The organism is Nocardia sp. BMG51109, from assembly GCF_000526215.1.
In the GTDB taxonomy this organism is placed as follows: Bacteria; Actinomycetota; Actinomycetes; order Mycobacteriales; family Mycobacteriaceae; genus Nocardia.
Window position 1 is genome coordinate 1,222,600 of record NZ_JAFQ01000004.1, and the last position, 14,338, is coordinate 1,236,937.

A 14,338-nucleotide genomic window follows, 5' to 3' on the forward strand; every position below is an offset into this window, starting at 1 on the left:
CGAGTCACAGCTCCCGCAGCAGCCGCCCGAGCACCTTGCCGGTCGGATTGCGCGGCAGCTCGCCCAGGAAGACCACGTCGCGCGGCACCTTGTAGCGCGCCAGCGTGGCCTTGACATACGCCCGGACATCGTCGGCGCTGAGGGTCTCGTCCTCGCGGACCACGAACGCCTTCAGCCGCGCGCCGAACTCGCGGTCGGGCACGCCGATCACGGCGGCCTCGCGGATCCGCCGGTGCGCGTTGAGCAGTTCCTCCACCTCGCCGGGGAAGACGTTCTCGCCGCCGGAGACGATCATGTCGTCGTCCCGGCCGTCGATGAAAAGCCTTCCGGCGGAATCGAAATGGCCGAGATCGCCGGTGGCCATCAGCCCGTCGACGCGCTCCCTGCCGCCCCCGCCGGTGTAGCCCTCGAACTGGGAGGCGTTGCCGACGAAGACCCGTCCGGTGACGCCGGCCGGCGCCTGCGCGCCGTCGGCGTTCAGCACCCGCACCACGGCGCCGAGCACCGGCTTGCCCACACAGCCCGGCTCCGCGGCGAGATCGCCGGGGGTGGCGACGGTGGCGTAGGCGACCTCGGTGGAGCCGTACAGGTTGTAGACCACCGGCCCGAACATGATGGTGGCGCGGCGGCACAGGTCGGCACCGAGCTGCGCACCGGCCACCAGGATGACGCGCAGCCTGGACAGGTCGCGCCCGGTCAGCGCCTGCGGGCCGAGTTCGGCCATCCGGGCCAGCATGACCGGCACCGCGATCAGCGACGTCGCACGACGCTGGTCCATGCTGTCGATCACCCGCTGCGGATCGAAGCGGCGCCGGATCACGAGCGTGGAACCGAACCCGATGGCCAGCAGCGACATCGCGAACCCCAGCGAGTGGAACAGCGGGGCCGGGCATTCGGTCACCTCGCGGGGCCGGAACGGCACCTTGCTCAGGACCGCCCCGAGCGGCTCCAGCGACCGCGGCTCCGACCGCGGCGCACCCTTCGGCGTACCGGTGGTGCCGCTGGTCAGCAGGATGATCCGGGAACCCGGCCCGACCGCGGGCGGCGCCGCGGGCGAGCCCGCGGCGATCAGCGATTCGATGCTGCTCGCGTGGCCGTTCTCGGTCCAGGCGCGATAGGCGCCCCGGCGCGGGCTCAGGTCGCCGAGGATCGGCTCGTACTCCTCGTCGTACACCAGCAGATCGGCGCCCTCGCGGGTAGCGACGTCGCGCAGCTGCGGTCCCGCGAAATCGGTGTTCAGCAGGATGATCCGGGCGCCGCACTTGGCGGCGGCGAACATCGCGTCCAGCAGGCCGCGATGGTTGCGGGCCAGGATCGCGACGCCCTCGCCGGACCGCAGGCCGCGCTTGCGCCACTCGTTGGCCAGCCGGTTGGACCGGTCGTCGAGATCCCGGTAGGTCAGGCTGCCCAGTTCGTCGACGAGGGCGTTGCGGGCGCCGTAGCGCCCGGCCGAAAGTCGCAGCAGCGCAGGCAATCCGCCGTAGCGCAGCATGGCCGTCCCGGCCGACAGCAGCGGCACCGGGGAATCGATGCCGACCAGCCCGCTGCTCACGCACAGCCGCAGATATCCCAGTTCGGACCACAGCCTGGTGCCGAGCGATCGGAGCAAGTCCATCGTCATGCACCAACCCCTTTGTAGCACAGCATCTCTCGCGTCACACGCACGCGAACGACGCCCGTGCCGGACCTCCTCGTCCACCTGCCTGTGGCATGTGCTCCCAGGTTAACTCGCCGGGCCGAGTCCCTGCCGACCGATCTCGATCGACGGTTATTTCCCGTGCGTGCGCAGCTGATAGAGCCCCGCCGTCTCGGCGACCACCACGCCGTCGGCGTCGGTGACGGTCGCGTTCAAGGTGAACTCGGCCTTCCCGTCGGCCTCGGCCGCGGCGGTGATGCGGGCGATCTCCTCGTCCGGCAGCGACGCCTCCGCCCGCACATCGGTTTTCGCGGGCTTGCGGAAGAAGATCTGCAGATCCTTGACCAGCGGATAGTACTTCGAGGCGTCGAAGGTGGCGAGCGGGATTGCGCCGCCGAGGATTTCGGCGACGGTGAACAGCACGCCCGCGTACATGACGCCGAAGTGGTTGCCGTTGCCCTCGATCGGCACGGTGGTGGCCGCGAAGCCGGGCCGCACCTCGAGCGCCCGCACACCCATCGTGTGCGCGATCGGGATCGTGGCCTGCAGCGCCCCATTCATCATGTCCGCGAACGCCGGAGCGTCGCTGTTCGTCTCGGCCATGCCGCAACCGTCCCTCTCGTCGCACACCTGCGTGCACCGGTGAACCACCGGTGCGCCCAGCGTACGACACCCTGTTGACAACACGCCAACAGGGTGTGTTCCGGCCCTACAGCGTGACCACCTTCAACTCCCCGTCCGCGTACCGGGCCCGCAGGCGCTTCTTGTCGAACTTGCCGACGCTGGTCTTCGGAATCTCGTCGACGACGGTCCAGTACTCGGGCAGCTGCCACTTGGCGAACTTGTCGGCGAGGAAATCGCGCAGTTCGGCCGGTTCCGCCGTGCCGCCCTCCTTGAACACGACCGCCACCAGCGGGCGTTCGTCCCATTTCTCGTCGGGGATGCCGATCACCGACGCCTCGGCGACGGCCGGATGGCCCATGATCGCGTTCTCCAGATCCACCGAGGAGATCCACTCGCCGCCGGACTTGATCACATCCTTGGAGCGGTCGACCAGCGTGAGGTAGCCGTCCGGGCTGATCTTGCCGACGTCGCCGGTGCGCAGCCAGCCGTCGTGGAACTTCTCCGCATCCACCGCCTGTCCCTCGGGCGAATAGTACGAGGCGGCGATCCACGGCCCGCGCACCTCCAGCTCGCCCAGCGCCTCGCCGTCGTTGGGCTGCACGGTGCCGTCGTCGCCGACCAGGCGCGCCCGGACGCCGGCCGGGAACCGGCCCTGCGTGTAGCGGTAGGCCCACTCCTGCTCGCCCTCCGCACCGCGGGGCGGATGCCCGACGCTGCCCAGCGGGGAGGTCTCGGTCATCCCCCAGGCGTGCAGCAGCCGCACGCCGTGCTTCTCCTCGAACGCCCGCATCATCGCCGGCGGGACCGCCGCACCGCCGACCACGCAGGTGCGCAGGTGCGAGATGTCCTGCGGGTGCGCCTCGAGGCCGGCCAGCACGCCGCCCCAGATGGTCGGCACCGCGGCGGCGAAGGTCGGCCGGACCGCGGCCATCATCTCCAGCAGCGGCGCGGGCTGCAGGAACCGGTCGGGCATCAGCAGACTCGCGCCCGACATCAAGGCCGCGTACACGATGCCCCACGAGTTGGCGTGGAACAGCGGCACGATCGTCAGCACGGTGTCGTGGGCGGTGAAGCCCATGCCGTTGGGCGAGATCACCTGCGCGGCGTGCAGCCAGTTGGAGCGGTGCGAATAGACCACGCCCTTCGGATCGCCGGTGGTGCCGGAGGTGTAGCACATCCCGGCCGCCGAGCGCTCGTCGAGCACCGGGTAGTCGTAGGTATCCGGTTGCGCGGCAAGCAGTTCGGTGTAGGAGTGCACCCGCACGCCATCGGGTGCGGACAGGCTCGCGGCGTCGCCGTTGGCGACGATCACGTGGCGCACGGTCTTCAGGTCCGGCAGATATTGCGCGAACATCGGCACCAGCGATCCGTCGACGATCACCACCTGGTCCTCGGCGTGATTGGCCACGTAGATCAGCTGTTCGGGGAAGAGCCGGACGTTGAGCGCGTGCAGCACCGCGCCCATCGCGGGCACCGCGGCATAGGCGACCATATGCTCGGTGTTGTTCCACATGAACGTGCCTACCCGGTCGCCCTCGCCGACCCCCAAGCCGCGCAACGCATTCGCCAGGCGCGCACATTCGCGGCCGAGTTCGCGGTAGGTGGTGGTGCGGGCACCGTCGCCGGTCCAGGTCGACACCGTGGCGTCGCCGTGGAACGTCGTCGCGTACCGCAGCAGCGTCGCCAGCGACAGCTGTTCGTCCTGCATCGTGCTCAACATCTGAAACGCCACCCTTCACCAGTGAACGAGATCACACTTGCCGCGAGGATAACCGAATTCGGACACGCCGGGAGCAGGCTCGACTGAAGTCGGGTGCCCGCACAACACGCCACGCACGCTGGGAAAACATGGGACGACCCGATCGACCTCGGCCGCGGCGCGGCGGGACCCTCGCGGCAGTCGGTCGTCGGGCATACCGCAGACGCACCCGGGCCTGCGCGGCCCGCCATTCCGATTCTCATGGTGTGCGGCGAAATAGCCCCGCGACGCATGACCAACGGGCCAGTTCGACAGGAGGAGCCGGTGACCTGCACAGAACCCGCGACGAGATGGCCGATAATGCCAACTGATTGTCCGCAGATCCCTTCGCCGGCGCGGACCGGCCCCCTAATCTCACTGTATGACTCGCACGCCGTCCATCCTCATCATCGGCGCCGGATTCGGCGGGCTCGGCATGGCGCTCGAACTCCAGCGCGCCGGCATCGAGAGCTTCGCGATCGTGGAGAAGGCCGCCGATCTGGGCGGAGTGTGGCGGGAGAACACCTACCCCGGCGCGGCGTGCGACGTGCCGTCGCCGCTGTACTCGTGGTCATTCGAGCCGAAATCCGATTGGCCGCGGCGTTATTCGGAGCAGGCCGACATCCACGCCTATATCCGCAAGGTGGCCGAGAAGTACGGGCTGCTCCGCAAGATCCGTTTCGGCACCGAGGTGACCGACGCGGAATTCGACGAGCGACAAGGGATCTGGCAGGTCCGCACGTCCGACGGCGCGACGCTGACGGCCGATGTGCTGGTGCCCGCGGTGGGCCAGCTGTCGCGCCCGGCGCTGCCGAACATCCCGGGCATCGAGACCTTCGCCGGCCCGTCGTTCCACTCGGCGGAGTGGGACCACGGCGTCGACCTCACCGGTAAGCGGGTGGCGTGCATCGGCACGGGAGCCAGTGCGATCCAATACATTCCGGAGATCCAGCCGGCGGCCGGCCACCTCACGCTGTTCCAACGGTCGGCCGCCTGGGTACTGCCCAGATTCGACACCCGGTACAGCGCGACGCATCACGCGCTGTTCAAGCACTTCCCACCCAGCCGCCTGGCGGAACGCTTCGCGATCTGGGGCGTGTTCGAACTGCTGTCGCTGGCGCTCACCGACCTTCCCGCCATCCGCAAGCCGGTGATCGCCCTCGCGGATCGCCATCGCACCCAACAGGTTCCGGACCCGGTGCTGCGCGAGAAGCTCACCCCCGACTACCAGGCCGGCTGCAAGCGCGGCCTGTTCTCCAACGACTACTTCCCGGCGTTGGCACAACCCAACGTCACCGTGGAGACCACCGACATCGAGGCCATCACCCCGACCGGCATCCGCACCGCCGACGGCACCGAGCACGAGGCCGACGTGATCATCTACGGCACCGGATTCAAGGGCACCGAGATCCTGTCGCCGATCAACATCTACGGCATCGGCGGCCGCAAGCTGTCCGACGAGTGGTCCCCCGAGGGCGCCCGCGCCTACCTCGGCATGTCGGTCCCCGGCTTCCCCAACCTGTTCATGATGTACGGCCCGAACACCAACCTCGGCGCCGGCTCCATCATCTACATGCTCGAATCCCAGGCCCGCTACATCCGCCAGGCCGTGCACTACCTGTCCACCCGCCCCGGCCGCTTCATCTCCGCCCGCCCCGCCACCGAACAGTCCTGGGACGACTGGCTCCAAAAGCGCCTGAAAGACACCCCCTGGAACTTCTGCTCCAGCTGGTACCGCAACGCCTCCGGCCGGATCACCAACAACTGGCCCGCCGCCACCGCCATCTACCGCTGGAAAACCAGACGCTTCCACCCCACCGACTACGACGAGTCCACCGCCCCCACCCCGCCGCCTGACCCGCACCCCCGCCACGATGCCACCCCACACCCCCCAACCCGGTAGACTCCGGCCAAACCAGGAACCGGTTCGCTCCCGAGCGCCCGGACTCCGCCCTCGTAGCTCAGGGGATAGAGCACCGCTCTCCTAAAGCGGGTGTCGCAGGTTCGAATCCTGCCGGGGGCACCAACCTGCGACGCGTTTCCGCAGCTCAGCCAGCTTGACTCGATTCGAACATCTCATTCGACGCGCCGTCGAAACGGAAACATGCAGGTCAAACAGTTTCCCGATGCGAGCCCTCGAGGAAACACAAAACATGGGCAACTCAGGACTGAGTCCTTCGCCACCGTTCCGGTCGGCGAGACGGGGTGGTGGGTTGCCCAGGACTACAGCAGGGCGCCGGGGCGTTGGTCTGCACCGAGCTAGCGACCGCTGCGACGCACGCGAGGTCGAAGTGATCGTGGTCCGCGATGCAGCCCATGCTACCCGTAACGGTCGGATGTGCGTTGTGACGCCTTTTACGGCTTTGTTGGCGTCGAATGCTGTGCCGATTCGACGCGACCGACTCCTAACCTGAGCTGCGGCGAATGTGAGCAGGGACACCGCGAATGATACCGAGGATCATTCGGCGAGGTGAGTGGCGGATGAGTTTGCGTCTGGACCCTGCATCGCGATCGGTGTCGGCCGGTGAGCGAATGATGGGGCCCGTCACGCTACTGCCGATGCGGCTCGTGCAGGTTGACATGGCGCAGGCGCCTCAACCGACCAGATTTCCTGCTGAACGAAAGAGAAGGAGTGATTGCCAGATGACCCAGCACTCGCAGGCGGAAACCGTCGAGCTCGAGGTCGTTGGATTGCCCCCGGGAGAGGTTGACCCTGACGCGGAGCTCGGGAATGTCTTCACGGCTCACAACGTCTCCGGTAAAGACAGGGCTGCATATGCGCTTGCAGATGATGTGGTTTCCGACTACAAGCTGAGCGATGACTCCATGCCTCAGGAAGGTGTGTATTCCGGCACGTATTACCACTTCCGCTGGGTCAGTAACCTTGTTTACCCCGGCGTCGCCAGAAGCGTGTACCTGTACGTTCCGTACGGTGCCGACCAAGCTGAATCCGTCAACCTCCTTGTATGCCAAGACGGCCCCTATTACGTCGGTCCGCAGCTCCGGGCGACCACTGTCCTCGACAACCTCGTGCACAAGGGCGAGATTCCTATGACTGCCGGCCTGTTCGTCTGCGCCGGTGAGAGTGGTCCCGGCTACCCTGTCTTCGGAGGGAACCACAACCGCAGCATCGAATACGACGTGGTTAATGGCGACTATGCACGATTCTTGGTGGAGGAGTTGTTCCCGGTCGTTCGCACGAAGGTGCGGCTCACCGATGACCCGCGGGGTCGCGTTATTTGCGGCATCAGTTCGGGTGGCGCCTGCGCCATGACAGCGGCGTTCCATCGTCCGCAGGATTTCGGTAATGTCATCTCGCACTGCGGCAGCTTCATCAATATCCGCGGCGCCCACCAACTCCCCACGATGTTTCGACAGACGCCGCGTAAGCCGATCAGGATTTGGCACCAGACAGGGTCACGCGACCTCGACATCATTTTCGGGAGCATCCCCATCGCCAACTACGACATGGATGCGTCTCTGAAATACCGCCGTTACGACTCTCGGTTCGTTTTCGGGAACGGGGGCCACAGCCTCCGCCACGGAGGGGCAGTGTTTCCCGAGACCCTCCGATGGATCTTTCGCGACCAAGTCGACGACAGATAGACTTCTGCTTCCGCAGGCGGAGGCTCCATCTGGTCAATCCGCCGGAGTGGATGGCTAATGGCTGCGCCGAAGGTGAAACTCGCCGATACTGCGTCGCCCCGTCGGTTCCTGCCACCCCTGCCTAGCAGGTCCCACATACCGGCCGAGCCCGGCGAGGCGGCTACGCCGCCCACTAGAACGCGGGTCCGGAAGAGCACCTCAGGCGAGGTTGCTCTTCCGCCGCGCTGGAACGCCGCCGTTAGAACAGTCGCGCCGCGACGTCGGGACGATGTGAGACGGCGAGTAGCTCTCGCAGGCGGTCGGCCTGGACGGGGGCTCCCGGGTCGGCGAGGTAGTCCGCGGCGAACTTGTCCTCGTCGGCGGCGTAGATCGGTGTGTATGCACCGGACTCCGGTTCGAACCTCCAGGATTCGGCGAGCGTTCCGGCGTCGACGGTGTCGAATCCGAGGGTGTTCACGATCGTGGCGACCCGCGCTTTTGCCTCGCTGTCGTCTCCGGCGATCGCCAGCGCGGTGCGCGGGGAGGAGTGTGCCAGGTTCGGGATGTGGTGGAAGAGGATGTTGTTGAACGCCTTGACGATCGTCGTGCCCGGGAGAAGCGACTGCTCGTACTCGGCGGTCGTGTTCTTCAGGGAGTCCAGCTGTTCGATGCGGCCATCGCGATGAGGGTAGTAGTTCCCAGTGGAAAGGACCGTCTTCCCGGCGAAGGCGTCGACGGGCAGGTTCGGGTACGCGGCTAGAGGCACGGCCAGGACCGGGATGTCGCCGAACTCCGCTGCCGCGCGGACCTCGCCGGCCTGGGCCCGGGGGCCGAGTTCGTCGATCAGGTCCGTGAGCGACGCCGGGCCCCGCGAGTTCGCGATGAGGACGTCGTAGTCGGCTGCGACGGCCAGTCGAGCGACTGCCGCTCCGATCGATCCGCTACCGATAATTCCGATGCGCTTCATGGTGTTCTCCTTGCTGTCGATGAGTTTTCACGCCCCACACGAGGCGTGACTTCTCGGCTACCTGTTGTCGGTGATGCCCGTCGTGGGTGTGGTCGATTCCCACCCGCGTCTGATGAGACCGGCCAGGGCCGCGGCGGACGCGTCGTCAGCCATAGCCGCACCCCGTACCCAGCTCGTGGCCAGAGCAGCCAGGAAGAGATCCCGGGCCCGGATGTCGCTGCGCGCACTGCCTTCGCGCTGGGCGGCGTGCAAGAACTCCTCGGTGGTCGTAATGAATCCCTGGCACGTCACGGCCAACGGAGAAGAGCCCGTCATCGTGGCTCGCAGCGGCTCCGGCAGCCCGTCGAATGCGCCGGCCCACTCGGTGAGCGCGTCGAGCCAGCCCTCGAGTGCGTCGGCCGCGTTGGCCGACCGGGTGCGGAGTTCATCGCGGCGGGACACGAGCGCCTCGTCGCGCGCGGCGAGTAACGCGGCGAGCAGTGTTTCCCGGTTCGGGAAGTGTCGGTACAGGGTCGCTGAGCCGACGCCGGCCTGTTTCGCGATCGCGTCGAGCGAACCGTTGACGCCGTGCTCGGCGAAATACCGCTCGGCGATGCCGAGGATGTGATCTCGGTTGCGTCGGGCATCAGCCCGCGGGGCACGAGCCCTGCTCGTGGCGCTCTCGGACATGGCGTTCACCTCACATTGGCTAAGCGGGGAGTGTCTCCGTATAGTCTACCCTAAAGGGAGAGCACCTCCGTTTAGCCCTGAGGGGCATAGCACCCCTCCGGCGCGCCACCCCGGACCAGCGACCGGACGTGAACCGTCAGTACGGCCTTCATCGCCGACCGCGTCTTGTCCGACGACGACCCCGCCTGCACACCCCTCAGCGCGCAGTCGACAGTGACGAACAGCTCGATCCGCACGGAAAGACGACATGATGGACAGACAGATGATCATCGGCATGCATCTGGACAACGGATACGGCAACCTGCCCGGCGCCTGGCGTGCCTCGGCGGTCGATCCCATGAGCTATACGAGCTTCGACGCGAAAGTTCGGCATGCCCAAGCGGCCGAGCGTGGAAAGCTCCAGTTCCTGTTCCTCCCCGACGGTCCCAGCCACGTCGGCGACATCAACAACGAGCCACCCAACTTCAATCTCGATGTCATGGTCACGTTGGCGGCTGTCGCGCGCGAGACGAACCGGATCGGCCTCGTCGCCACCGGCTCGACCACCTTTAACGAGCCGTTCAACCTCGCGCGACAGTTCAAGGCACTCGATGTCATGAGTCATGGACGGACGGGGTGGAACGCTGAACCGTCACGGGTAAGGGACCGGCTTCGGTTTCAGGCCAGCGCCGGTCGGCGTGGCGGTTGTTGAGAGTAGTACGCGGCTTCGTATTCGGTCGGGGTGAGGTAGTCCAGCCGCGAGTGCAGGCGGGCGTTGTTGTACCAGTCGACCCATTCCATGAGCGCGAATTCGACCTCGGCGAGGGGCTTGAACGGGCCGTGCCGGTTGACGACCTCGGTCTTGAACAACCCGATGATCGACTCCGCCAGCGCGTTGTCATAGGCATCGCCCACGGAGCCGATCGACGCCGAGAGCCCTTGCAGAGCAAGGGATTCGGTGAACTTCACCGACGTGTACTCGCCGGATTCAATCGGTCGTCGCAACACCGGTTTGTTGGAGTGATCGTAGATGTTCGTCGAACGCTTCGGCGGGGGTCTTCCAGCCGAGTGTCTTGCGGGGCCTGGTGTTGAGGGTGTGTGCGATCGCTCCGATCTCCTCGGCGTCCCATCGGGATAGGTCGGTGCCCTTCGGAAAGTATTGCCGCAGAAGACCGTTCGTGTTCTCGTTCGTGCCGCGCTGCCAGGGGCTCTTAGGGTCGGCGAAGTAGACCTTCACTCCGGTGGTGATGGTGAATCTGGCATGGTCGGACAGTTCCTTGCCCCGGTCCCAGGTCAGCGAGTTGCGTAGTTGCTGCGGCAGTGTGGTGATCGTTCTCGCGAGTGCGTCGGCCATCGCGACGGCTCCGTAGCCGGCCAGGGCCGGTCCGTTCTTCGTGCGGGGGACAATTCCGTAGCCGTCCTCGCGGGGCAGGTGGATCAGCATGGTGAATCGCGTGGTCCGCTCCACGAGTGTGCCGACCGCCGAGCGGTTGAGCCCGATGATCAGATCGCCTTCCCAATGCCCGGGAACGGCGCGATCGGCCACGTGCGGAGGCCGCTGACTGATCAGTGTTTCCGGGGTGACGTGGGCCCACGCTTTCTGTTTGCTCCGGGCACGTGGCACCCGCAGAGCGCGCCCTTTGCGCAGACATCCGACAAGGTCGCGTTTGAGCGCGCGCCGCGGGATTCGACGTAAAGCGCCTGGTAGATGGCCTCATGGCTGATGCGCATGGATTCGTCCTCGGGGAAGTCGATCTTCAGCCGGTTCGAGATCTGCTCCGGGCTCCATGCTGTCACCCACGCCCGATCGCCGCGATGTGGCTTGTTCCGACCTTTCCAATCAGGCGCTGCCGGCCCGGCCACAACCCCTCCATCGGCAGTGCGCACGACCCCGGCAAGCCGGTCCTGGACGTATCCGCGCAGCCGGTCGTTGGTCACCAGTTTGGCGGCTTTCGGGCGCCTGGCGCGCCGCTCGGCATGCCATTGCGCGGTCGAGGCCTTGTAGTCCAGCCAGTAGCTGCGCGTGGAGGCGTTGCGGCGCAGCTCCCGCGAGATCGTCGACGCAGACCGGCCCAGCCGGCGGGCGATCTCGCGCACACCCGCGCCCTGCGCGCGGAACAAGGCGATGTCTTCACGCTCGCTCGATGACAGATACCGACCCGAAACCGTCGGTGCCAAACGGGGATTCACGCCGCCAGCATGGCGGAACCACCGGAACCCGACCGGTGAGGACACGCCCGCTGCCGTCGCGGCGTCCTCGGTCATCACCCCGCGAGCGATCGCCGCCCAGAACCGGACCCGGTCTTCCCGCCACGCCACCGTCGGCCGACCCGGTGAGGGCATCTGCCCCCGATACTCACGAACCTTCTTCTGCCGCGGACCAATTCCCATTCAACACCTCCGAGATCAAGGTGTTGCGACGATCAGTTGAATCCGGCCTGACTGCCGGCGTCGGAGTGGTGGATCAACCCGGGCTCGACCGGGTGCCCGTAGTGGTCACGCCGCCAGATCGCCATGTTGAGTGCCTTGGACACCAGCGTGGTCGTTCTGGTGGACGAGGCGGCCCAGCCGACGATCGCGCGGGAGTAGGCGTCGAACACGAACGCCACATACGTCCATCCGGTCCATGTCGACACGTAGGTGAAGTCGGCGACCCACACGTGGTTCGGCGCGTCGGCGGTGAAGTCCCGGTTGAGCTTGTCACCGGCCCGCACGCCGTCCTTGACAGGAATCGTGGTGCGTAGCTTGCGGCCTCGCACCACCCCGTTCATGCCGATCTCGCGCATGATCCGGTCCACCGTGCAGAACGCCACGTCGTGGCCCTGGCGGCGCAGATAGCGGGTCATCTTGCGGCGCCCGTACATTTCCTCCGGCGTGCCGGCCAGGTCCCGTAATGCGTTCTCCACGTGGGCATCAGCAACATCCCGGGCCGAGGGTGGCCGGCGGCGGGCTTTGCGGTAGGTCCTCGGCGCGATCTGCACCCCGTGCGCGCACAGCGCGCGGCAGATCGACTCGACCCCGTAGACCTTGCGGTATTCGTCGATGAACCCGACGATCAGGGGTGTCGCGGGTCGAGTTCCCGCGCGAAGAAAGCCGACGCCAGCTTCAGGATCTCGTTGGCCTGCTTGAGATCCCGGACCTCTTTCCGCAGTTTCAGCAACTCGTCACGCTCGGCGTCCGACACACCCGAACCGCCCTTGCCACCCGGCCGGGACCCCTCGGCGAGGGCCTTCTTCACCCACACCCGCAATGTCTCGTAATGCACATCGACCAGCGGGCCGATCGCCTTCGCAGCGGCATACGGGGACTCGAACTCATCGAGACGCTCCAAGACCAGGCGAACGGCCTTCTCACGAACCTCGGGCGGATAACGCTTCGACATGATGGAGACCATCTTCCTCAAGACAGGAAGCGGCCCCAAACCCGGGACGGTTCACCGGCCGGCTCACAAGCGTCCCGCCGTGCTCCAGCCCTGGACGGGGACAGCTCTGACCGGAAGAACGTCTGCCGAACACGACCACCACGGCGGTGCTGACGGGTGATCCACGAGGCCGGGGGTGAGTTCGATTCCGCTGGTGTTCCTAAACCTCCTCGTAGCCCCAGGTGGCAGTGGCTGTATCGCTCCCAGCCCGGAATCTCGAAGTCGCATGATCTCGGGAGCATCGCCGTCCCAGCACGAATGGGGTGTCCCACGCATTGGCGTAGACGCTCAATAAGCGGCAGGTTAGTGCATTCAGGTGTCGAGCAGCGCCCAGTTCTGGGTCCCCCACGACGTACTCGGGCGGGTCACCGCCAGCATGCGGACCATCTCCAAGGGCGCGTTCCTCGGCGGTGTCCTCGGTTTGGGGTGTCCCTATGTGGTTGTCAAGCCGCGGCTGGAGCAGGAGCTGGTTCGGGTTGGCGGTAGTGGGTGCCGTTGCGGAACGCCGAAACCGTTTCCCGGTCCGAATTCAGCGCGACTTGCCTTTGCCGTGGGCTTGCCCGATTTCCGTTCAGCGCCCAGCGCCTGCACAAGGTGTTCACCTCTCTGACGCAGAGACACCATTCGCTAATGGCCTCCGCCGCGGACAGGGCCGGGGGCTCCGGTTCCTTTGGATCTACAAAGACGGACGTGCTGGGGCTCCCGGGAGCAGACCCAGAGACCTAAGTATGCGTCCGGTATCGGCCCCGTCAATGATCATATAGAAACGGGGGTGCCGGGCGTCGTGGGCGTAGGCGTCCATCATGCCAACCACGCTCGGCTTGATCTGATGACAGTGCTGCAGAACGAGTAGCTCCGCGGGCTCGGTGAACAACCGATCGATCTGGTCACCGTTCTTGCCCAGGGCCTTGACGTCCATCGCGCGAGGGAAGCCCGGTCCCTTGAACAACCACGCGGCCGACACCTGGCGCCCACGGGCGAACACTCGTGACGTGTAGAGGTCGGAGCGCTCGCCACCCCAGTCCTTCGGAACGTACGACTCGCCGATCAGCCCGGCAAATGCGCGCTTCACCGTGTCCTCCGGCACACGCAGCACCGCTTCACCCTCGGCCTCGGCGACGGGAGAGGCGAAGTCGATCCCGCTGAACTGGCCGATATCGCTGGGGTAAACCCGCGCTCCCGGCGCTGGACCTCCGTCGGCAAGGTCGTCATCAACGAACGACCTGATTCCGATGAAGACCGGCCTGAGCTCAACGCGCTCCGCGCCGAGATTGGTGACCGTCCCGATCACGTAGACCCGCCTGTTCCCGGTAAGGTTGCCGGACGCGGAGGAACTAGCGATTCTTGCCGCGTTGAATGTCCCGGTGACGCGCACCGGCTCTCCCACGTCGAGCACCGCCGTGAAGCTGGCCGACTTGAAGCCTGGGGCGTCGCGGTCCCGATCTCGCTGGAACGCAAACTCCAGCTCGGTGCCGACGACTTGCCCCGCACGTAGGTCCCGCTCCAGGACGCGCCTCGCCAGTTCGCCGACTCCCAGCGAGAAGAGCGCCTCGGCGAGTTCTGCGGCGAGCACGTAAGGCAACGCTGCTTCGGGATCGCTCCTGCGGGCCGCCCGCGCGCGTGCGGACTCTGTCCGCTGCTCTCCGAGAAGGGACCGAACCTGGTCCTGGTGCAGGAAGTACGGCTCTAGCGCAATGCGCGTCACGACAACATGATCCT

12 protein-coding genes, 1 tRNA gene, 1 pseudogene and 1 other annotated feature are annotated in these 14,338 nt (G+C 66.4%); of the genes and pseudogenes, 4 read left to right on the forward strand and 10 right to left on the reverse strand.

Going from position 1 to position 14,338, the window contains the following annotated elements:
* Positions 1 to 4: 4 nt before the first annotated feature.
* From D892_RS0106680 to D892_RS0106690, 3 genes are all read right to left on the reverse strand, one after another.
* A complete protein-coding gene (locus tag D892_RS0106680) occupies positions 5 to 1,621 on the reverse strand; it encodes an AMP-binding protein (RefSeq protein WP_198036845.1) in 1,617 nt (538 codons plus the stop codon).
* Positions 1,622 to 1,768: 147 nt separating this feature from the next.
* Positions 1,769 to 2,239 carry a YiiD C-terminal domain-containing protein gene (locus D892_RS0106685; protein WP_024800508.1) on the reverse strand — a complete coding sequence of 157 codons (471 nt, stop codon included), beginning with the start codon at positions 2,237 to 2,239 and terminating at the stop codon, positions 1,769 to 1,771.
* Between the two features lie 106 nt (positions 2,240 to 2,345).
* The gene (locus D892_RS0106690; RefSeq protein WP_024800509.1) at positions 2,346 to 3,980 is read right to left on the reverse strand and encodes a long-chain fatty acid--CoA ligase; all 1,635 of its coding nucleotides are present in this window, start codon (positions 3,978 to 3,980) and stop codon (positions 2,346 to 2,348) included.
* A gap of 400 nt (positions 3,981 to 4,380) precedes the next feature.
* On the opposite strand from D892_RS0106690, the gene D892_RS0106695 reads away from it, so the two are divergent.
* The 3 genes from D892_RS0106695 (at position 4,381) to D892_RS40575 (ending at position 7,604) form a co-directional block, all read left to right on the forward strand.
* The gene (locus tag D892_RS0106695; protein ID WP_024800510.1) at positions 4,381 to 5,901 is read left to right on the forward strand and encodes an NAD(P)/FAD-dependent oxidoreductase; all 1,521 of its coding nucleotides are present in this window, start codon (positions 4,381 to 4,383) and stop codon (positions 5,899 to 5,901) included.
* Positions 5,902 to 5,948: 47 nt separating this feature from the next.
* A tRNA-Arg gene (locus D892_RS0106700) sits at positions 5,949 to 6,024 on the forward strand.
* A 455-nt stretch (positions 6,025 to 6,479) separates the two neighbouring features.
* Positions 6,480 to 7,604, forward strand: coding sequence for an esterase family protein (locus D892_RS40575; RefSeq protein WP_198036846.1), 1,125 nt, complete (start codon positions 6,480 to 6,482; stop codon positions 7,602 to 7,604).
* 238 nt (positions 7,605 to 7,842) lie between these two features.
* On the opposite strand, the gene D892_RS0106710 is transcribed toward D892_RS40575, so the two are convergent.
* On the reverse strand, positions 7,843 to 8,550 hold the full coding sequence (locus D892_RS0106710) for an NAD(P)-binding domain-containing protein (RefSeq protein ID WP_024800512.1): 708 nt from the start codon (positions 8,548 to 8,550) through the stop codon (positions 7,843 to 7,845).
* A gap of 57 nt (positions 8,551 to 8,607) precedes the next feature.
* A complete protein-coding gene (locus tag D892_RS0106715) occupies positions 8,608 to 9,219 on the reverse strand; it encodes a TetR/AcrR family transcriptional regulator (protein ID WP_024800513.1) in 612 nt (203 codons plus the stop codon).
* A 247-nt stretch (positions 9,220 to 9,466) separates the two neighbouring features.
* Here D892_RS0106715 and D892_RS0106725 point away from each other — a divergent pair, with 247 nt between their 5' ends.
* Positions 9,467 to 9,910: an LLM class flavin-dependent oxidoreductase gene (locus D892_RS0106725; protein WP_024800514.1), complete on the forward strand. Its 444-nt coding sequence runs from the start codon at positions 9,467 to 9,469 to the stop codon at positions 9,908 to 9,910.
* Here D892_RS0106725 and D892_RS0106730 read toward each other — a convergent pair.
* The 5 genes and pseudogenes from D892_RS0106730 to D892_RS43505 all read right to left on the reverse strand — a co-directional run bounded on the left by D892_RS0106730 (position 9,877) and on the right by D892_RS43505 (position 14,324).
* Positions 9,877 to 10,203, reverse strand: coding sequence for an integrase core domain-containing protein (locus D892_RS0106730; RefSeq protein WP_036568297.1), 327 nt, complete (start codon positions 10,201 to 10,203; stop codon positions 9,877 to 9,879). The genes D892_RS0106725 and D892_RS0106730 overlap by 34 nt on opposite strands.
* Positions 10,187 to 11,589 (reverse strand): annotated as a pseudogene (locus D892_RS40580) (IS30 family transposase). Before D892_RS40580 ends, D892_RS0106730 begins: the two are co-directional and overlap by 17 nt.
* Before the next feature lie 32 nt (positions 11,590 to 11,621).
* Entirely contained in the window at positions 11,622 to 12,257 is a 636-nt protein-coding gene (locus tag D892_RS40585) for an IS3 family transposase (RefSeq protein WP_036568299.1), read from the reverse strand.
* Positions 12,165 to 12,293: a sequence feature (AL1L pseudoknot), on the reverse strand. It overlaps the preceding gene by 93 nt.
* On the reverse strand, positions 12,254 to 12,580 hold the full coding sequence (locus tag D892_RS0106745; protein WP_024800516.1) for a transposase: 327 nt from the start codon (positions 12,578 to 12,580) through the stop codon (positions 12,254 to 12,256). Its footprint overlaps the feature before it by 40 nt. Before D892_RS0106745 ends, D892_RS40585 begins: the two co-directional genes overlap by 4 nt.
* Before the next feature lie 715 nt (positions 12,581 to 13,295).
* On the reverse strand, positions 13,296 to 14,324 hold the full coding sequence (locus tag D892_RS43505; protein ID WP_024800517.1) for a hypothetical protein: 1,029 nt from the start codon (positions 14,322 to 14,324) through the stop codon (positions 13,296 to 13,298).
* Positions 14,325 to 14,338 lie beyond the last annotated feature (14 nt).

Coding starts and splice junctions, on each gene's coding strand:
- D892_RS40575 (WP_198036846.1), top strand. CDS start 6,480: ATGAGTTTGCGTCTGGACCCTGCATCGCGATCGGTGTCGGCCGGTGAG.
- D892_RS0106710 (WP_024800512.1), bottom strand. CDS start 8,550: ATGAAGCGCATCGGAATTATCGGTAGCGGATCGATCGGAGCGGCAGTC.
- D892_RS0106690 (WP_024800509.1), bottom strand. CDS start 3,980: ATGTTGAGCACGATGCAGGACGAACAGCTGTCGCTGGCGACGCTGCTG.
- D892_RS0106680 (WP_198036845.1), bottom strand. CDS start 1,621: ATGACGATGGACTTGCTCCGATCGCTCGGCACCAGGCTGTGGTCCGAA.
- D892_RS0106715 (WP_024800513.1), bottom strand. CDS start 9,219: ATGTCCGAGAGCGCCACGAGCAGGGCTCGTGCCCCGCGGGCTGATGCC.
- D892_RS0106725 (WP_024800514.1), top strand. CDS start 9,467: ATGATGGACAGACAGATGATCATCGGCATGCATCTGGACAACGGATAC.
- D892_RS0106745 (WP_024800516.1), bottom strand. CDS start 12,580: ATGTCGAAGCGTTATCCGCCCGAGGTTCGTGAGAAGGCCGTTCGCCTG.
- D892_RS0106685 (WP_024800508.1), bottom strand. CDS start 2,239: ATGGCCGAGACGAACAGCGACGCTCCGGCGTTCGCGGACATGATGAAT.
- D892_RS0106695 (WP_024800510.1), top strand. CDS start 4,381: ATGACTCGCACGCCGTCCATCCTCATCATCGGCGCCGGATTCGGCGGG.